At 71.9% G+C, this 18,873-nt stretch carries 15 protein-coding genes; 5 read left to right on the top strand and 10 right to left on the bottom strand.

The window, feature by feature from the left end:
- The 7 genes from ABIE67_RS38120 to ABIE67_RS38090 all read right to left on the bottom strand — a co-directional run bounded on the left by ABIE67_RS38120 (position 1) and on the right by ABIE67_RS38090 (position 8,148).
- Entirely contained in the window at positions 1-855 is an 855-nt protein-coding gene (locus ABIE67_RS38120) for a TatD family hydrolase (RefSeq protein WP_370266088.1), read from the bottom strand.
- Between the two features lie 2 nt (positions 856-857).
- A complete protein-coding gene (locus ABIE67_RS38115; protein ID WP_370266087.1) occupies positions 858-1,565 on the bottom strand; it encodes an EboA domain-containing protein in 708 nt (235 codons plus the stop codon).
- A 117-nt stretch (positions 1,566-1,682) separates the two neighbouring features.
- Positions 1,683-2,537, bottom strand: coding sequence for a sugar phosphate isomerase/epimerase family protein (locus tag ABIE67_RS38110; protein ID WP_370266086.1), 855 nt, complete (start codon positions 2,535-2,537; stop codon positions 1,683-1,685).
- A 29-nt stretch (positions 2,538-2,566) separates the two neighbouring features.
- Positions 2,567-3,631, bottom strand: coding sequence for an SCO3242 family prenyltransferase (locus ABIE67_RS38105; protein WP_370266085.1), 1,065 nt, complete (start codon positions 3,629-3,631; stop codon positions 2,567-2,569).
- Positions 3,632-3,798: 167 nt separating this feature from the next.
- Positions 3,799-5,211, bottom strand: a complete 1,413-nt coding sequence (locus ABIE67_RS38100) for a phytoene desaturase family protein (RefSeq protein ID WP_370266084.1) — start codon at positions 5,209-5,211, stop codon at positions 3,799-3,801.
- A gap of 141 nt (positions 5,212-5,352) precedes the next feature.
- The gene (locus tag ABIE67_RS38095; protein WP_370266083.1) at positions 5,353-6,195 is read right to left on the bottom strand and encodes an inositol monophosphatase; all 843 of its coding nucleotides are present in this window, start codon (positions 6,193-6,195) and stop codon (positions 5,353-5,355) included.
- Positions 6,196-6,321: 126 nt separating this feature from the next.
- Complete coding sequence (locus ABIE67_RS38090; RefSeq protein ID WP_370266082.1) at positions 6,322-8,148, bottom strand: gamma-glutamyltransferase family protein; 1,827 nt, start codon at positions 8,146-8,148, stop codon at positions 6,322-6,324.
- A 300-nt stretch (positions 8,149-8,448) separates the two neighbouring features.
- On the opposite strand from ABIE67_RS38090, the gene ABIE67_RS38085 reads away from it, so the two are divergent.
- From ABIE67_RS38085 to meaB, 3 genes are read left to right on the top strand one after another with little or no spacing between them, the layout of a single operon-like run.
- On the top strand, positions 8,449-10,251 hold the full coding sequence (locus ABIE67_RS38085) for a methylmalonyl-CoA mutase family protein (protein WP_370266081.1): 1,803 nt from the start codon (positions 8,449-8,451) through the stop codon (positions 10,249-10,251).
- Positions 10,251-12,425 (top strand): methylmalonyl-CoA mutase, encoded by a 2,175-nt coding sequence (scpA, locus tag ABIE67_RS38080; RefSeq protein WP_370266080.1) that lies wholly within the window; start codon positions 10,251-10,253, stop codon positions 12,423-12,425. The genes ABIE67_RS38085 and scpA overlap by 1 nt, the downstream gene beginning before the upstream one ends.
- Before the next feature lie 5 nt (positions 12,426-12,430).
- Positions 12,431-13,513 (top strand): methylmalonyl Co-A mutase-associated GTPase MeaB, encoded by a 1,083-nt coding sequence (gene meaB / locus ABIE67_RS38075; RefSeq protein WP_370266079.1) that lies wholly within the window; start codon positions 12,431-12,433, stop codon positions 13,511-13,513.
- Here the strand turns inward: meaB and ABIE67_RS38070 are convergent.
- The gene (locus ABIE67_RS38070) at positions 13,462-14,151 is read right to left on the bottom strand and encodes a response regulator (RefSeq protein ID WP_370266078.1); all 690 of its coding nucleotides are present in this window, start codon (positions 14,149-14,151) and stop codon (positions 13,462-13,464) included. The two genes, meaB and ABIE67_RS38070, sit on opposite strands and share 52 nt — an antisense overlap.
- A complete protein-coding gene (locus ABIE67_RS38065) occupies positions 14,148-15,251 on the bottom strand; it encodes a sensor histidine kinase (RefSeq protein WP_370266077.1) in 1,104 nt (367 codons plus the stop codon). Before ABIE67_RS38065 ends, ABIE67_RS38070 begins: the two co-directional genes overlap by 4 nt.
- A 168-nt stretch (positions 15,252-15,419) precedes the next feature.
- Here ABIE67_RS38065 and ABIE67_RS38060 point away from each other — a divergent pair, with 168 nt between their 5' ends.
- Positions 15,420-16,427: a carboxymuconolactone decarboxylase family protein gene (locus ABIE67_RS38060; RefSeq protein WP_370266076.1), complete on the top strand. Its 1,008-nt coding sequence runs from the start codon at positions 15,420-15,422 to the stop codon at positions 16,425-16,427.
- Between the two features lie 161 nt (positions 16,428-16,588).
- On the top strand, positions 16,589-17,260 hold the full coding sequence (locus ABIE67_RS38055; RefSeq protein ID WP_370266075.1) for a hypothetical protein: 672 nt from the start codon (positions 16,589-16,591) through the stop codon (positions 17,258-17,260).
- Positions 17,261-17,293: 33 nt separating this feature from the next.
- Here the strand turns inward: ABIE67_RS38055 and ABIE67_RS38050 are convergent, their stop codons facing one another.
- Entirely contained in the window at positions 17,294-18,841 is a 1,548-nt protein-coding gene (locus tag ABIE67_RS38050; protein ID WP_370266074.1) for an NCS1 family nucleobase:cation symporter-1, read from the bottom strand.
- Positions 18,842-18,873 lie beyond the last annotated feature (32 nt).

Here is an 18,873-nt window from a genome sequence, read left to right as displayed (position 1 = left end):
TCACGCTCCCCCGCGCCGTATGGAGTTGCCCTGGAAGGTGGCTTCCCCGTCCGGCTTGGGCTCGTCCAGCTCCAGCCGTCCGCTCTGGCCGTAGAAGGCGACGGGGTTGCGCCACAGGACCTCGTCCACGGCGGCGTCGTCGAAGCCGGCGGCGAGCATGGCGTCGGCGGTCTTACGGGTCTTGAGCGGGTCCGAACGCCCCCAGTCGGCAGCGGAGTTCACGAGGACCCGGTCCGTCCCGTGCTCCTTGAGGATCTCGACCATCCGGTCCTCGCTCATCTTGGTCTTCGGGTAGATCGAGAACCCGGCCCAGCAGCCGCTGTCGAGGACCATGCCGACGGTGAGCTCGTTGAGGTGGTCGAGGACGACGAGTTCGCGGGCGATGCCCGACTCCCGTACGACGTCCAGGGTGCGCCGGGTGCCGGCCGCCTTGTCGCGGTGCGGAGTGTGCACGAGGGCGGGCAGTTCGTGCTCGACGGCGAGCTGGAGCTGACGGGCCAGCGCCTCGTCCTCCTCCGGCGTCATCGAGTCGTAGCCGATCTCCCCGACTGCGACGACCCGGTCCTTGGCGAGGTAGCGGTCCAGCTCGTCGAGCACCGGCACACAGCGCGGATCGTTCGCCTCCTTCGGGTTGAGGGCGATCGTGCAGAAGTGCTGGATGCCGAACTGGGCGGCGCGGTACGGCTCCCAGCCCAGCAGCCCGTCGAAGTAGTCGTAGAAGCTCTCGGGCGAGGTGCGGGGCTGGCCCAGCCAGAAGGCGGGCTCGACGACGGCGCGCACCCCGGCGGCGTACATCGCCTCGTAGTCGTCGGTCGTGCGGGAGGTCATGTGGATATGGGGGTCGAAGATGCGCACGGTCAGCCCTCTTCCTTGAGTACGTCCGTGAGTGGATCGGTGTCCGTGTGCTGGAGCGCCTGCCCGAGTTCCGCGCCGATGACGTCCGGGAAGGCACGGACGAGGGGCCGGACGTCCTGCGGTACGTCCCGCCCGGCGACGATCCGCTCGTGGGCGAAGTCGGCGAGCATACGGGCCAGTTCGCGGTCGGCACGGGTGTCGAGGCCGGTGACGCGGTCGAGGGGGATCTCGCAGAAGACGCACTTCAGTACGGCCTGGCGGAACTCGGCGTCCGGGAGGTGCGCGGCGGCGTACGCGCCGAGGGCGGCCTCGATCAGGGTGGTGTCGTTGCCGCGCAGGGCTTCCCGTACGAGGGTCAGGGCCAGGTCGCCCAGGTCGAGCAGCGGCAGGGCGCGCAGGACGGCGCGTTGTTCCGCCGGGTCGCCGTGCCGGTGGAGGCGGACGACCTCGTCGGCGAGGTCCTGGCCGCGCAGGGGCAGTGCGGTGAGCAGGACGGTCCGGGCGGCCTCGTCGACGGTCCAGCAGGGGTCGATACGGGCGTGCCCGCAGCGCCGGCGTGCGGCTGGGAACAGGCGCCGTACGGCGGCCGGTTCGGCGGCGACCTTCGCGGCGCTCTCGTCCAGCCAGGTGCGGGCCGCGGGGTCCAGTACGGCGTTCAGGGCGGGGTGGGGGTCCGGCGGGGCCGAGGGGGCGGCGGTCGTGACAGCCATGGAGGGACAGCCTTCTGCGAGGTGGGAGGAGTGGGGCCAGAAGGGGACGGGCGGGGCGGTGACCAGGGGTGTCTTCTGGATCAGCCCGCGACGCCGGGCTGATCCGGAAGACACCCCCTAGTGGACCGCGCGCAGGAACTCGATCGAGCGGCGGGCCACGTCGGGCGCGTCGAGCGAACCGCCCTGGATCTCCACGGAGATCAGACCGCGGTTGTCCAGGTCACGCAGGGCATCCAGGACGGGCGGGAAGTCGATCTCGCCGGCGCCGAATTCGAGGTGCTGGTGGATGCCGCGCCGCATGTCCTCGATCTGCACATTGCGCAGCAGCGGTGCCGCGTCGCGCACGCAGTCGAGCACGGAACGTTTCTCCACGCAGTGCGCGTGGCCGATGTCCAGGGTGATCCCGAACAGCTCGTGCCCGTCGACCAGTTCGGCGAGGTGCAGGCAGTCCCGCACGGTGTCGACGAACATGTACGGCTCCGGCTCGAAGGCCAGCGCCACCCCGTATCCCTCCGCCGTCTCCAGCACGGTCTCGACACCGGCCGCGAGCCGCTTCCACGCGTCCCGCTCCGGCAACCCCTCCGGCGCCGGGCCGCTGCACAGGTGGACGGTGGGCGAGCCGAGGTCGGCCGCGATGCGCAGGGCGCGGCGCAGCAGGTCGATCCTCGACTCGGAGCCGTCCGACATCAACGTGGGCAGGTGCTTGCCCCAGGGATCGAGGAAGAACGGCGCGCCGGTCTCCACCGTCACGTCCAGGCCGTGCCGCGCGAGCTGTCGCGCGAGGGCGGTGACGCGCCGGGGCAGGTCGTCGGCGTACGGGTCGAGATGGCCGTGGTCAAGGGTGAGGGCGACCCCGTCGTAGCCGAGGTCGGCGAGGACGACGAGGACATCGCTCAGCCGGTGGTGGGTGAAGCCGTTGGTGCCGTAGCCGAACTTGAGAGGGGTGGGGGGAGTTTCGGGGGGAGGTCTCATGGTGCGGGTTCCTCACACGGAGGTGGGTCTCAGGTGGGCGATATGCGCCGGGCGAGCCGTCGCGCGAGGGGATGGACGACACCGAGCGCCGCGGCGACACCCGGTGCCCCACCGCGCGCGGTCAGCGCTGCCTGCAAGGGCAACAGCCCAAGAATCCCGGCCCCCACGGCCCGCCGCACGTTCTCCCCCGACGGCTCCCGCACGGCACGGACCTGGGCGGAACCATAGGTCCCGAGATAGGCAAGGGCACCGCCGACGGTGAGGGCGGCACGCAGCCTCTTGGAAGTCACGGTGCCGACAACCCCCTTGAGGGGCGCGGGGCTGTGTCGAATCGCGGCTCCGCCGCGGGGCGCGACCAGCCACGATGGCGCGGCAGACGCAGACCGACCTTTCGCGGCACTTCCTACGGCGTCTCGGGCGACAGGAACGGCCGTAGCCAGGGAAGTCGCCGCGGACACGGCAAGCGTCGCACCAGGAACCCGCACCGGAGCCCCACCGATCTCATGCCGGCTCAGCGCCATCAACGTACCGGTGTGCACCCCGACCAGCCCGGCAGGCACCGCAGCCCGCCGCAGCGCACCCCCGACCGACTCGGCACCGGCCCCAGGCACAACCGCTCCGGCCAGAACGTCCAGAACCCGGGCCCCAGCCATGGCAACTCCACCCAACGGCGTGGACTTGAGCTTCAGGTCGTACGCCCACACCAGCCCGGCCAAGGGCAGCGCGACACCCACACTGCGCCGGCCCCCCGCGGCAGCGGCAAGCCCGATCCCCGCCACGGTCAACGCCCCGGCCACGCCAAGCGCCGTACGCCGCGGAACACGCCCCGAGGGCACAGGCCGATCCGGCCGCTCGACGGAGTCGACCGCGGCGTCGGCGTAGTCGTTGAGGGCCATGCCGGCCCAGTAGAGACAGACGGAGGAACCGATCACTCCGAAGGTACGGGCACCCAGCGGGCGTCCGGCGGCGGCCGCCCCCGCGATCACGTCACCGGGCACGCTCAGCGCGGCCGGCGCTCTGACGAGCAGGGCGAGGTCGGTGAGGCGCACGGCAGACCGGGAACCGAAGCGGACAACCGCTTTCCGATCTTTCATGGGCGGCACCCTACTCGCGGCTGTTGACCGTTCAGGTACCTACCCCCCGGTAAGTGGAGTGACAAAGTAGACACAGAATTTCCTTACCATGGAACCCGAACTACCGGTAAACGTGGGCCGTTTGAGCAGTCACTCGGATCTCCCGAAACGTCACGGGCCTCACGGCTCTACGGCTCCTGCCGCAGCCGCCGCCACACCGCCTTGGCCGCGTTGTGTCCCGACATGCCGTGCACGCCCGGTCCGGGCGGGGTTGCCGACGAGCAGATGAAGACCGCGGGGTGCGGGGTGCGGTAGGGGAAGAGCGACAGCTTGGGCCGGAGCAGGAGTTGGAGCCCGGAGGCCGCGCCGGAGGCGATGTCGCCGCCGATGTAGTTGGCGTTGCGGGCGGCGAGTTCGGCCGGGCCGGCCGTCGCGCGGGCGAGGACGCGGTCGCGGAACCCCGGGGCGAAGCGCTCCAGTTGACGTTCGAGGGCGTCCGTGAGGTCTCCGGTCCAGCCGTTCGGCACATGCCCGTACGCCCAGAAGACATGCTTGCCCTCAGGGGCTCGCGTGGGGTCGACGACACTGGGCTGCACCGTGATCAGGAACGGCTTGTCGGGCGCCCTCCCCTCCCGGGAGGCGGCGCGCAGGGCCGCGCCGATCTCCGCGCTGTCCCCCCCGACCTGCACGGTGCCGGCCCGCCGCGCCTCCGGCGAGGTCCACGGCACCGGGCCGTCCAGCGCGTAGTCGATCTTGAAGGCGGCGGCGCCGTAGCGATACCCCTCGTAGTAGCGGCCGAAGCCGGCGATGCGGGCCAGCGCCGTGGGTGAGGTGTCGAAGATGTACGCGCGCGCGGGCGGCAGGTCGTCGAGCCGCTTGACCTCGTAGTCGGTGTGGACGGTGCCACCGAGGTCCTTGAGATAGGCGGTGAGGGCGTCGGAGATGGACTGGGAGCCGCCGCGGGCCACGGGCCAGCCGCGGGCGTGGGCGGCGAGGGCGAAGACCAGTCCGATGGCGCTGGTGGCGAAGCCGCCCAGTGGGGCGATGACGTGCGCGACGAGGCCGGCGAACAGCGTCCTGGCCCGCTCGTCGCGGAAGCGCCGCGTCAGCCAGGTCGACGGGGGCAGTCCGACCAGGCCGAACCGGGCGAGCGTGACCGGGTCCTGTGGGAGCGCGGTGAGGGGCAGGGACATGAAGTCACGGGCCAGCGTGTCCCACTTGGCCAGGAACGGCTCGACCAGCCTGCGGTACGTGCCCGCGTCGCGCGGGCCGAACGAGGCGGCGGTCTCGGCGACGGACCGGGACAGCACGGCGGCACTGCCGTCGGTGAAGGGGTGCGCCATGGGCAGCTCGGCGTGCAGCCACTCCAGGCCGTAGCGGTCGAGCGGCATGGTCCGGAACACGGGCGAGTTGATGCCCAGGGGGTGCGCGGCCGAGCACGGGTCGTGCCGGAAGCCGGGGAGGGTCAGCTCCTCGGTACGGGCTCCTCCGCCGACGGTGTCACGCGCCTCGAACACGGCCACGGAGAAGCCGCGGCGGGCCAGCTCCACGGCAGCGGTCAGTCCGTTCGGCCCCGCACCCACCACGACCGCATCGAGCATCGACGGCACCTTCGGACTCCTTCGTCAGCCGATGGCCATTGAAGGTCAGGATATGCCGGAGCACTGACAGACCAGGGGTGCGGTGCCCCGCCCAGGGGTGCCGGACCATGCCGACGTGCGGCGGGCCGAGCTCTCGGACGATCAGTTCTCCGCCAGCAGTGCCGCGACCCGGCGAGCCGTGGCCGCGTCCCGGGCCGCCGTGAACGGCAGGGCGTTGCCGCCCGTGATCCGGAAGGGCTCGCCCGTGTGGGTCAGGTGGGCGCCGCCCGCCTCCTCGACCAGGAGGATGCCCGCCGCGTGGTCCCAGGCGGCCTCCCAGCTGAACGCGGTCGCGTCCAACTCGCCCCGGGCGATGGCGAGATACTCCAGGCCCGCCGAGCCGCAGGGGCGCGGGTCGACTCCGTCGGTCCACAGGCCCAGCAGCGCGCGCTTCTGGTCGTCGGTGGTGTAGTCGGGGTGGGACGTGGCGATGTGCAGGTCCCGGCCGGGCTCCGGCGCGCCGGAGTGCAGCCGCTCGCCGTCGAGGTGGGCGCCCTTGCCCCGTATCGCCGTGGCCAGTTGGTCACGGGCGGGGGCGTAGGTCCAGGAGGCGAGCAGGACGCCGTGCTGCGCGAGCGCGACCAGGGTGCAGAAGCCGGGGTCCCCGTGGACGAACTGGCGGGTGCCGTCGACGGGGTCGACGATCCAGACCGGGGCGTCGCCCTGCAGCGCGTCGTACGACGCCGGGTTGGCGTGCACCGCCTCCTCGCCGACCACGACCGAGCCGGACAGCAGCGCGCCGAGCACCCCGGTGAGGTACTTCTCCGCGAGCCGGTCGGCGTCGGTCACCAGGTCGTGCGGTCCGGCCTTCTGGTCGATCTCATGGGCGGCGAGCTGCCGGAATCGGGGCATGATCTCGCCCTCGGCCGCCTTACGGATGGCTTCTTCCACGTCTGTCGCATGCTGTGCGAGAAACTCGTCGATGGTTTCGTTGTATCCGATCACCCCTCCATGAGAGCACGCCCCACTGACAATCCCCGCCTGCCGGGTGGACGCCGGATGGCATCGGCATGAACATGGGGTGTGCGTACGGCCAGGTCAGGGGCCTGCCCATGGTGCCGGCGCCTGTCGTCAGCGCCCCACCGCGTAGCCCTGCATCCCCCGCGGATTCGCCGCCGCCGACAGGACCCCGCTCTCCGGGTCCCTCGCGACCGCGCACAACCGTCCCTCCGACCAGGCGTCGCCGACGGTCACCTCGTGACCACGCCGCCGCAGCTCCTCCACCACCTCGGGGGCCGTACGGGACTCCACGGTGACGCTCCCCGGTCGCATCCCCCGCGGGTAGAAGGAGCCGGGGAAGCTGTCGTTGTGCCAGTTCGGGGCGTCGACCGCGCCCTGGAGGTCGAGGCCGCCGCGGACCGGGGCGCGCAGGGCGACCGCGAGGAAGAAGTGCAGCTGCCACTGGTCCTGCTGGTCCCCGCCCGGCGTGCCGAAGGCCATGACGGGCACGCCGTCGCGCAGGGCGATCGAGGGCGTGAGCGTCGTACGAGGCCGCCGTCCCGGTGTCAGCGAGTTCGGCAGGCCCTCCTCCAGCCAGGTCATCTGGAGCCGGGTGCCGAGCGGGAAGCCCAGTTCGGGCACGACGGGGTTGGACTGGAGCCAGCCGCCGCTGGGGGTGGCCGCGATCATGTTGCCCCAGCGGTCGACGATGTCGAGGTGGCAGGTGTCGCCACGGGTGCCCCCGTCGCCGGAGACCTCGGGCTCACCCGGCACCGGCGACGTCGGGCTCTTGGCGACCGTGGGCTCACCGACGCCCAGCGCGTCGAAGGCGGGCCCGTCGGTGGCCGCCACGCGCGCGTGGGCGCACAGTCGCGGGGCGCGGGCACCCGGGCTGCCGGGCCGCAGCTCGTGGGAGGCCTTCTCGCCGACCAGCTGCCGCCGGGCCGCGTTGTACCGGTCCGACAGCAGCTCGTCGAGCGGCACCTCGGCCGCGTCGCCGTACCAGGCCTCCCGGTCGGCCATGGCGAGCTTGCAGCCCTCGACCAGCAGATGGACGTACTCGGCGGACCCGTACCGGGGCAGCTCGGGCGGCAGCAGCGCGAGCTGCTGGAGCAGGACCGGGCCCTGGCTCCAGGGGCCGGCCTTGCACAGGGTCCAGCCATTCCAGTCGTACATCGCCGGCGCCTCGTAGGTCGCGGACCAGCCGGCGAGATCGGCGGCCGTGAGGGTGCCGGAGTGCCGCACGCCGCTGGTGTCCATGGTGGGCCGCCGGGCCTGCCGTACGAGGGCCTCGGCGATGAAACCGGTCCGCCACACCGCCCGCGCGGCCTCGATCTGCGCGACCCGGTCCCCGGCACCGGCGACCTCGTCGAGCAGCCGTTTCCAGGTCGCGGCGAGGGCGGGATTGCGGAACAGCTCCCCGGGCCGGGGCGGCTTCCCGTCCGGCAGATAGACCTCGGCCGACGAGGTCCACTCCGTCTCGAAGAGCTCCCGCACGGTCTCGACGGTCTCGCCGACCCGCTCCACGGGCGCGTGCCCGTGTTCGGCGTAGCCGATGGCGTACTGGAGCACATCGGCGAGCGGCTTGGTGCCGTGGTCGCGCAGCAGAAGCATCCAGGCGTCGAACGCGCCGGGCACGGCGGCGGCGAGGGGTCCCGTCCCGGGCACGAGGTCCAGCCCGAGCCCCCGGTAGTGCCCGACGCTCGCCCCGGCCGGCGCCACACCCTGCCCGCACAGCACCCGCACCTCGCCGCCCGCCGGGGCGAGCAGGATCGGCACCTCACCGGCCGGCCCGTTGAGGTGCGGCTCGACGACATGCAGCACGAACGCGCCCGCCACGGCGGCGTCGTACGCGTTGCCCCCACCCTCCAGCACGGCCATCGCGGACTGCGAGGCGAGCCAGTGGGTGGAGGACACCATGCCGAAGGTGCCCTGGAGGGTGGGGCGGGTGGTGAACATCTGGGCCTCTCACCTCGCGGAGAATCTCGCGGTTCGGAGTCCGGGACGCGGAGTCCGGGACGCCGAGTTCGGTCCAGGATTCGCGTTCGCCTGACCATGTGCCTGATCACCGGGCAGGCTATCGATCGAACCGGGTCACCTCTCCACCCTCCACCACATCTTCCCCGCCTTCGGCACGCTCCCCCAGGCAGGCGGAGGGGGCCTGACAGGGTGCGGAGACCCAGGTCACAACCTGGGAGAGGGAAAGGTCACAGCCGTGCCCACTGCTGCTCCTTTGTCGATCTGACCTAGCATCCGAGCATGACGGTCCTGCCTGACGACGGGCTCTCGCTGGCCGCCGAGTTCCCTGACGCAACCCATGAGCAGTGGCAACACCTGGTGGAAGGTGTGCTGCGCAAGTCGGGCAAGGACGTCTCGGGCGCGGCAGCGGAGGAAGCTCTGTCCACTGCTCTGGAGGACGGGCTGCGCACCCGTCCGCTGTACACCGCGCGCGACGCCGCGCCCGATCCCGGTCTGCCCGGGTTCGCCCCGTTCATCCGCGGCGGTCGCGCCGAGGGCAACACGGTCGGCGGCTGGGATCTGCGGCAGCGGCACACGACGGCCGCGGACGGCGTGGCGCTCGCGGACCTGGAGAACGGCGTCACCTCGCTGTGGCTGGTCCTCGGCGAGGGCGGCATCCCGGTGTCGTCGCTCGGACGGGTCCTGGACGGCGTCTATCTCGACCTGGCCCCCGTAGCCCTCGACGCGGGAGCCGATGTGGAGCCCGCCGCGCGGGAGTTGCTGCGGCTGTACGAGGAGCGGGGCGTCGCCAAGGAGGCGGCGCGCGGCAACCTCGGCGGGGATCCGCTCGGCCACGAGGCCCGTACCGGACAGTCCTCGGCGTTCGCGCCGGTCGCCTCGCTGGCGCGGCTGTGTGCCGAGGAGTACCCGGGGCTGCGGGCGCTGACCGTGGACGCTCTGCCGTACCACGAGGCCGGTGGCTCGGCCGCCCAGGAGCTGGGCTGCTCGCTGGCGACCGGTGTGGCGTACCTGCGTGAGCTCACCGCGGCGGGGCTCACCGTCGAACAGGCCTGTGCGCAGCTGGAGTTCCGGTACGCGGCCACCGCCGACCAGTTCCTGACCATCGCCAAGCTGCGGGCCGCGCGCCGGCTGTGGGCGCGGGTGACCGAGGTGTGCGGGGCGCCCAGCGCTCAGGTGCAGCATGCAGTCACCTCGCCGGTGATGATGACGCGCCGCGACCCGTGGGTGAACATGCTGCGCACGACGGTCGCCACGCTGGCCGCCGGGGTCGGCGGCGCCGACGCGGTGACCGTGCTGCCCTTCGACCACGCGCTCGGTCTGCCGGACGCGTTCGCGCGGCGCATCGCCCGCAACACCTCGACCATCCTCATCGAGGAGTCGCACCTCGCCCGGGTGATCGACCCGGCGGGCGGCTCCTGGTACGCGGAGTCCCTCACCGACGAACTGGCCCGGGCGGGCTGGGAGTTCTTCCAGCGGATCGAGCGGAGCGGCGGCCAGGCGGCCGCGTTGCGCTCCGGTCAGCTGCGGCAGGACCTCGCCGCCACCTGGGAGGCCCGCACCGGCAAGCTCGCCAAGCGGCGTGAACCCGTCACCGGTGTCAGCGAGTTCCCGCACCTCTCCGAGCCGCCCGTGGAGCGCGAGCCCGCCCCCGAGCCCCCGTCCGGCGGGCTCCCCCGGGTCCGTCGCGACGAGGCGTACGAGGCCCTGCGCGCCCGCTCCGACGCCCACCTGGCCGCCACCGGCTCCCGGCCCCGGGTGTTCCTGGCCGCGCTCGGCCCGGCCGCCGCGCACACCGCTCGCCTCACCGTCGCGTCGAACCTCTTCCAGGCGGGCGGCATCGAGCCCGTCACCGAGGGCACCTTCGAGGAGAGCGGCGCCACCGAGGTGTGCCTGTGCTCCAGCGACGCCCTGTACGAGGAGCAGGCCGCGACCGTGGCCGCCGAGCTCAGGTCGGCGGGCGCCACGCACGTGTTCCTCGCGGGCCGGCCCGGGCAGTACGCCGGTGTCGACTCGTACGTCTTCGCGGGCTGTGACGCCGTCGCCGTGCTGTCCGCCACCCTCGACCGCATGGGAGTGTCCTGATGGGAATCCCCGACTTCTCCGGGATCGAGCTGGGGACCCCGGCCGCCGGCGGCGGCGCCGACGAGTGGCGTACGGCCGTCAAGCAGGCCTCGGGCGGCGACGAGCCGCTGTGGGAGACCCCCGAGGGCATCGCGGTCAAGCCGCTGTACACGGGTCGTGACCTGGAGGGCCTGGACTTCCTCGGCACCTACCCGGGCATGGCGCCGTATCTGCGCGGCCCGTACCCGACGATGTACGTCAACCAGCCCTGGACGATCCGCCAGTACGCGGGCTTCTCGACCGCCGAGGAGTCCAACGCCTTCTACCGCCGCAACCTCGCGGCCGGCCAGAAGGGCCTGTCGGTCGCCTTCGACCTGCCCACCCACCGCGGCTACGACAGCGACCACCCGCGGGTGACCGGTGACGTCGGCATGGCGGGCGTGGCGATCGACTCGATCTACGACATGCGGCAGCTGTTCGACGGGATCCCCCTCGACAAGATGACCGTGTCGATGACGATGAACGGCGCCGTGCTGCCGGTGCTCGCGCTCTACATCGTGGCGGCGGAGGAACAGGGCGTACCGCCCGAGAAGCTGGCCGGGACCATTCAGAACGACATCCTCAAGGAGTTCATGGTCCGCAACACCTACATCTATCCGCCGAAGCCGTCGATGCGGATCATCTCCGACATCTTCGCCTTCACCTCGCAGCGGATGCCGCGCTACAACTCCATCTCCATCTCCGGCTACCACATCCAGGAGGCCGGTGCTACGGCCGACCTGGAGCTGGCGTACACGCTCGCGGACGGCGTGGAGTACATCCGCGCGGGCCGCGAGGCCGGTCTGGACGTGGACGCGTTCGCGCCCCGGCTGTCGTTCTTCTGGGCGATCGGCATGAACTTCTTCATGGAGGTCGCCAAGCTGCGGGCGGCGCGACTGCTGTGGGCCAAGCTGGTCAAGCAGTTCGACCCGAAGAACGCCAAGTCGCTTTCTCTGCGCACCCATTCGCAGACGTCCGGCTGGTCGCTGACCGCGCAGGACGTGTTCAACAACGTCACGCGTACGTGCGTCGAGGCGATGGCGGCGACGCAGGGCCACACCCAGTCGCTGCACACCAACGCCCTCGACGAGGCGCTGGCCCTGCCCACCGACTTCTCGGCGCGCATCGCCCGCAACACGCAGCTGCTGATCCAGCAGGAGTCCGGCACCACCCGGGTCATCGACCCGTGGGGCGGCAGCGCCTATGTGGAGAAGCTGACGTACGACCTCGCCCGCAAGGCCTGGCAGCACATCCAGGAGGTGGAGGCGGCGGGCGGCATGGCCAAGGCGATCGACGCCGGCATCCCCAAGCTGCGCATCGAGGAGGCCGCGGCCCGCACCCAGGCCCGCATCGACTCCGGACGCCAGCCGGTGATCGGCGTCAACAAGTACCGCGTCGACAGCGACGAGGCGATCGAGGTCCTCAAGGTCGACAACTCCTCCGTGCGCGCCCAGCAGATCGAGAAGCTGCGGCGGCTGCGGGCGGAGCGGGACGAGACCGCCTGCCGGGACGCGCTGGACGCCCTGACCCGGGCGGCCGACGGCGAGGGCAACCTGCTGGAGCTGGCGGTGCGCGCGGCCCGCGCCAAGGCGACCGTCGGGGAGATCTCCGACGCCCTGGAGAAGGTGTACGGGCGGCACGCGAGCCAGATCCGTACGATCTCCGGCGTGTACCGCAACGAAGCAGGCCAGTCCCCGTCCGTGGACCGCACCCGCGCCCTGGTGGACTCCTTCGAGGAGGCCGAGGGCCGCCGTCCGCGCATCCTGGTCGCCAAGATGGGCCAGGACGGCCACGACCGCGGCCAGAAGGTGATCGCCACCGCCTTCGCCGACCTCGGCTTCGACGTCGACGTCGGCCCGCTGTTCCAGACCCCGGCCGAGGTGGCCCGCCAGGCCGTCGAGGCCGATGTGCACATCGTCGGCGTCTCGTCGCTGGCCGCCGGTCACCTCACCCTCGTCCCGGCGCTCAAGGAGGCGCTGGCCGAGGAGGGCCGCGAGGACATCATGATCGTGGTCGGCGGGGTGATCCCGCCGCAGGACGTCGCGACACTGCTCGAGATGGGCGCGGCGGCCGTCTTCCCGCCCGGGACGGTGATCCCGGACGCGGCCTACGACCTGGTGCGGCGGCTGGCGGCCGATCTCGGGCACGGCGACTGAATCCCATGGCGATCGAACTCGATGCGTATGTGAAGGGTGTACTCGACGGGAAGCGGGCGATCGTCGCTCGCGCCATCACGCTCGTCGAGTCCACCCGGCCCCAGCACCGGGCGCTGGCCCAGCGGTTGCTGACCGAGCTGCTGCCGCACAGCGGCAAGGCGCGCCGGATCGGCGTCAGCGGGGTGCCGGGGGTCGGCAAGTCGACGTTCATCGACGCGTTCGGCACGATGCTCACCGGGCTCGGCCACCGGGTCGCGGTCCTGGCCGTCGACCCCTCGTCCAGCCGTACGGGCGGGTCGATCCTGGGTGACAAGACGCGGATGGAGCGCCTGGCGGTCGACCCGGCGGCCTTCATCCGCCCCTCCCCCACGGCCGGCACGCTGGGCGGCGTCGCGAAGGCCACCCGTGAGTCGATCGTGGTGATGGAGGCCGCGGGCTACGACGTGGTGCTGGTGGAGACGGTCGGGGTCGGCCAGTCGGAGACCGCGGTCGCGAACATGGTCGACTCCTTCCTGCTGCTCACCCTCGCCCGCACCGGCGACCAGCTCCAGGGCATCAAGAAGGGCGTCCTGGAACTCGCCGACGTGCTCGCCGTCAACAAGGCGGACGGCCCGCACGAGCGCGACGCTCAGGCTGCCGCACGCGAACTGTCGGGCGCGCTGCGGCTGATGCACGGCAAGGACGCCGTCTGGACCCCGCCGGTCCTGCACTGCAGCGGGCGAGAGTCGATCGGCCTGGACACCGTGTGGGAGCGTCTCGAACAGCACCGGACGCTTCTCGACTCCACCGGCCGCCTCGCCGCCAAGCGCCGCGACCAGCAGGTCGACTGGACCTGGACCATGGTCCGCGACGAACTCCTCGGCCGTCTGCACGCCGACCCGGCGGTACGGTCCCTCGCGCCGGCGCTCGAACAGCAGGTCAGGGAAGGCGAGTTGACGGCCACGCTCGCCGCCGAACGCATCCTCGCCGCCTTCGAGCAGCAGCCCGGCGCGGTGAACGGGGCGGGGCCCCGCCCGGGCGGGTCGCCGGGCTCGCTTCAGAACGCCGAGGCGTCGGGACTGCGCGGGGCCACCAGCCCCGACTCATAGGCGAACACGACGAGTTGGGCCCGGTCCCGCGCGCCCAGCTTCGTCATCGCCCGGCTGATGTGGGTCTTCGCCGTGAACGGGCTGATCACCATGTGCTCGGCGATCTCCTCGTTGGTCAGGCCGCGTGCCGCCAGCGCCGTCACCTCGCGTTCGCGCCGGGTCAGACACTCCAGGCCGGGTGCCGTGGCCCGGTCCGGGGGGCGGGAGACGAACTCGCCGATCAGGGTCCGGGTCACCGAGGGGGACAGCAGCGCCTCGCCGCCCGCCACCACCTCGATCGCCTGGAGCAGGTCGGCCGGCTCGGTGTCCTTCAGCAGGAAGCCGCTCGCGCCGGCCCGCAGCGCCTCGAAGACGTACGCGTCATGGCCGTAGTTGGTGAGGATCACGACCCGGACTCCCGACAGGGCCGGGTCGGCGGCGATGTGGCGGGTCGCCTCGATGCCCGTCATCACCGGCATCTGTACGTCGATCAGCGCGATGTCGGGCACCTGGGCGCGGATCAGTGCCACTCCCCGCTCACCGTCCGCCGCCTCACCGACCACCTCGATGCCGTCCTCGGCCTCCAGCAGCGCCCGGAAGCCGGCCCGCATCAGCGCCTGGTCGTCGACGAGCACCACCCTGATCACGCCGTCCGTCATCCCGCCTCCCCCAGCGGCAGCCGCGCCCGCACCGCGAATCCGCCCGCCTCGCGCGGGGCGGCGTCCAGGGTGCCACCGAGGGCCGTGACCCGTTCACGCATGCCGGTCAGGCCGATGCCGGGAGTGGGCGGACTGGACGGATCGGCGGCTCCGTCGTCCTCGACGCATATGGCCAGGTCACCGTCTTCATAAGCGAGTCGCACGCTCACCTTGGCCGGTCCCGCGTGCCGAGCCGCGTTGGTGAGTGCCTCCTGGACGATGCGGTACATCGCCCGGTCCACCGTCGCGGGCAGTGGCCGCTCCTCCCCCGTCACCGTCAGATCGACCGCGAGCCCCGCCGCCCGTGCCCGCTCCACGAGCAGTGCGGGGGTGCCGGTCGGTTCGTCGGTGCGCAGTACCTCCAGCGTGGCACGCAGCTCGCGCATGGCCTCGCCGCTCGCCTCCTGGATGGCGAGCAGGGCGGGCGGCACCTCTTCGCCGCGCTTGCGGGCCAGGTGCACGGCCACGCCCGCCTGGAGCTTGACGATCGAGATGCTGTGGGTGAGGGAGTCGTGCAATTCCCTGGCTATGCGCAGGCGTTCCTCGCCCGCCCGGCGCAACGCCGCCTCCTCCCGGGTGCGTTCGGCCTCCAGGGCACGCTGCTCCGTCTGCCGCAGATACGCCTGCCAGTTGCGGTCGGCGAGGCCGGTCACCACCGCGCACAGGAACCAGCCGGCGAGCAGCAGGGTCTCGCGGGTGATGTCCGAGGTCGCCGAACCCGCCGCCGCGTATCCGCCGAGGAAGACGGCGGCCGCCGCCGCGGCGGTGCCCCGGTGCCCGGTCCGCGACGCCGTGTGCACCGCGCCGACGACGGGGATGGCCAACGTGGCCGCGGGCCCGGCGTGGACGACTTCGGCGAGCAGACAGCCGGTGGTGACGGCGAGGACCGCGCGCGGTGCGGTGCGGTGCGCGGCAAGGGCCAGCGAACCGGCCACGATCAGCACCCCATCAACGGGCCCCGCCCGGTCGTCCGCCACGGCGACGAGCACGGTGATCACGCCGACCACGACCGCGACGGTCGCGTCGGCGAGCCGCTCGCGTGTGATCCGATACCCGCTCATGCCCCGCACAGTAGACCGCCCCACTGACAGCGGCGTCAGCCCTGTGGACGGCTCTTCGACTACTCCCCGCGTAGTAGTGCCGGTCGGCGGCCCGCCCCGCCGGTGCAGCACCGACTGTCTTCGGCGGTACGACGACCCGGACCGCCCCGGCGGCGCACGCTGCTGTCCATGCCCACACCCTTCCGTCACACCGAGCCCCTCCCGCCCAAGTCGGCCACCGGCACCGTCGCCGAGGTGTACGCGCAGATCGCCCTCGACTTCGGCATCGCCGAACCCGTCACCTTCGTCGTCCTGTCCTCCGCGCCCGAACTCCTCGCCCCCACCTGGGCGTTGATGCGCGAGTCCCTCATCGCGGGGGCCGGCAGCCGCACCGGCAAAGAACTGGCGGCACTCGGGGTGTCCCTCGCCAACAAGTGCCCGTTCTGCGTGGACGCGCACACCGTGCTCCTGCACGCCACCGGCGACCACGCGCTCGCCGAGCGGCTGGCCCGCGGGGAGCGCCCGGAGGACGCGGAGCACGCGCGTGTGCTGGCCTGGGGGGAGCACACACGCGTGCCCGGCGCCGCCCTGGAGCCGTATCCCTTCCCGCGCGAGCACGCCCCCGCCTATCTCGGCACCGCGCTCACCTTCCACTTCATCAACCGGATGACGTCGGCCCTGCTGACCGAGAACCTGCTGCCGGCGGGCGCCCAGCGGTTGCGCGCGGTACGCAGCCTCACGGGCCGCACCCTCGCCCGGACCGTACGCCGCCCCGCCCGCCCCGGCGTGTCCCTCCCGCTGCTCGACCCCGTCGACCCCGGCGAAGCCCCCGCCTGGGCGCAGGGCACGCCCGTCGGCATCGCGTACGCGGCGCTGCTCAGGGCTGCCATGAGCGGTGCGGGCCTCCTCGACACCGACGACCACGACCTCGTGGAACAGACCATCCAGGACTGGGACGGAACGCACCCACCGCTCGCCTGGGACGGGTTCCCGGACCGCAGGGAGCGCCCGGGGGCGCGGCTGGCCCTGCTGGCCGCCCTCGCCCCGTACCGCATCACGGACGAGGACGTGACGGCATGGCGCCGGCCGGAGCACACCGACCACTGCCTGGTGCACCTCGTCGCGTACGGCGCCTTCCTGGCGGTGGACCGCATCGAAAGCGCTATCTGCGCCCAAATCATCCAGGAGGCCCTGTAAGTCGCCCAGGACACCACGTAATTGCGGCCTTGTCGCGGCCCGTCCGTAATGGCGTCAGCACGGAGCGAGTTGGCACTTCCGCCCCACAGGGAGTCGTGTGACACTGGCGTCCCGTCCGCAGTGCGGACTCCCTCCGCACCGTCCCCCACGAGAAGTGCGCCGTGCGTTCTCTGCCCTTGCCGCTCACCCTCACCGCGCGTCTGTCGCCCGTCGTCGTGCTCGCCGCGGCGGGCTGGGCGCTGTCGTCCGGACCGCTCGCCGCGACACCGGCGGCCCAGGAGGGCACGACGGCCCAGAAGAGCGGCGAAGAGTCGCCCACGGCCCCCGCGACGGCGGCCGTCTCGAAGACGTACGCCTCCGCTCCCGCCCCGTGCGACAGCCTGAGCTCGAAGTCGATAAAGGCGCTCGTCCCCGAGGCCAAGACGGCCGGCAAGGAGATCCCGTCGACCGACTCCAAGCTGCGCCGCACCTGCTCCTGGAACGCGCTCAAGGGGTACGAGTACCGGTGGCTGGACGTGTCCTTCGAGATCACCGAGTCGGATGAGGCGGCCGAGAAGTCCTTCAAGGACCGCGTCGCGGACCGGAGTGGCGGCGGCGACGTCCCGGGCATCGGCGACTCGGGGTACTCGGTCGTGAACCTCACCACCGAGGACAAGCAGCAGACCCGCGAGGGCGTGGTGCTGGTCCGCACGTCCAACGCGCTGGTCTCCATCACCTACAGCGGCAGCGACTTCGAGTCGAAGAAGGCGCCCGCCACGGACGAGATCAACAAGGGTGCGATCAAGGCGGCCCGGGAAGCGGTGGCGGCCTTGGAGAACGGTCAGAAGGGCTGACCGTCCCCCAGGGCCCCAAGGCCGGGTCCGGTTTCAGGCCCCGGCGCGTTCCCGACGGCCGGCCATCAGCACCACATAGAGCACCAGCGAGGCGCCCAGACCCACCGCCCAGCCGTAGTCGGCGAGGGGCTTGAGGAACGGGATCAGCCCGTCCGTCGGGAACGGCCCGGTCTTCGCACCGTCGTCGCCGACACCCGAGTACGAGCCGCCGACCGCGAGGACACCGCCGACGAGGAAGGCGACGATCGCGCGCCAGTTCCAGCCGGACGAGTACCAGTAGCGCCCGCCGGGCGTGTACAGGTCGGCGAGGTGCAGGACCGTACGGCGCACGATCCAGTAGTCAGCGATCAGGATGCCGGCGACCGTACCGAGCAGGCCGCCGACCACGCCGAGCCAGGTGAAGATGTAGAACTCGGGCGTCGAGATCAGCTTCCACGGGAAGATCAGGATGCCCACGACACCGGTGATCAGCGCGCCCGTACGGAAGTTGATGAGCTTCGGCGCCAGGTTCGCGAGGTCGTACGCCGGGGAGACCACGTTCGCCGCGATGTTCACGGAGACGGTCGCGACGAGGACGATGATCAGCGCGAAGAGCAGGCCGAAGGCGTTGTCCGCCTTGGCCGCGAGGACGACCGGGTCCCAGATCGCCTCGCCGTAGACGACCTCGGAGCCGGAGGTGACCAGCACGGCGAGGATCGCGAAGAGGGTCATCGTCGTGGGCAGACCGAGGGACTGGCCCCAGGTCTGCGCCTTCTGGCTGGCGCCGAAGCGGGTGAAGTCAGGAATGTTGAGCGACAAAGTGGCCCAGAAGCCGATCATTCCCATGAGGGACGGGAAGAAGACCGGCCAGAAGTCGGCGCCCCAGCCGAGCTTCGAGGGCTGGTCGAGCAGCGCGCCGAACCCGTCCGCCTTGACCGCGATCCAGACCAGCAGCACGAGAGCGCCGACGATGACGAAGGGCGCGGCCCAGTTCTCGAAGTGCCGCAGGAAGTCCATGCCCCGGTAGATGATCGCGATCTGCAGCGCCCAGAAGAGGAGGAAGCACAGCCACAGGGGCCACGGGTTGCCCGCGATCTTCCCGGCGTTCTCCCAGCCGCCGCCGGTCAGCTTGGACCCCAGCACGAAGATGCCGCTGCCGCCGATCCAGGTCTGGATGCCGAACCAGCCACAGGCCACGGCCGCCCGGATCAGCGCCGGGATGTTGGCGCCCCGCAGCCCGAAGGAGGCCCGCGCCAGCACCGGGAACGGGATGCCGTACTTGGGACCGGCGTGCCCGGTGGCCAGCATCGGCAGCAGCACGATGACGTTGGCCAGGGCGATGGTGAAGACGGCCTGCTTCCAGTCCATGCCGAGCTTGACCAGGCCGGAGGCCAGGGTCCAGCTGGGGATGCAGTGGGCCATGGAGATCCACAGGGCCGCGAAGTTGTACGTCGTCCACTTGCGCTCGGCGACCGGGACGGGACGCAGGTCCTCGTTGGCGAAGGGGCTGTCGGCGGGGAATGCCTCGGGGGCGAGTTCGACACGTCCGCCGGTGTCGGCGGACTGGGATATCGGTGACCCCGTGGGAACTGTTTCGGTCATGAGCAGGCCAATCGACGTACGGGACGGGAGGG

Source organism: Streptomyces sp. V4I8 (assembly GCF_041261225.1).
Classification (GTDB): Bacteria; Actinomycetota; Actinomycetes; order Streptomycetales; family Streptomycetaceae; genus Streptomyces.
This window is presented reverse-complemented; position numbering and strand designations above follow the sequence as displayed.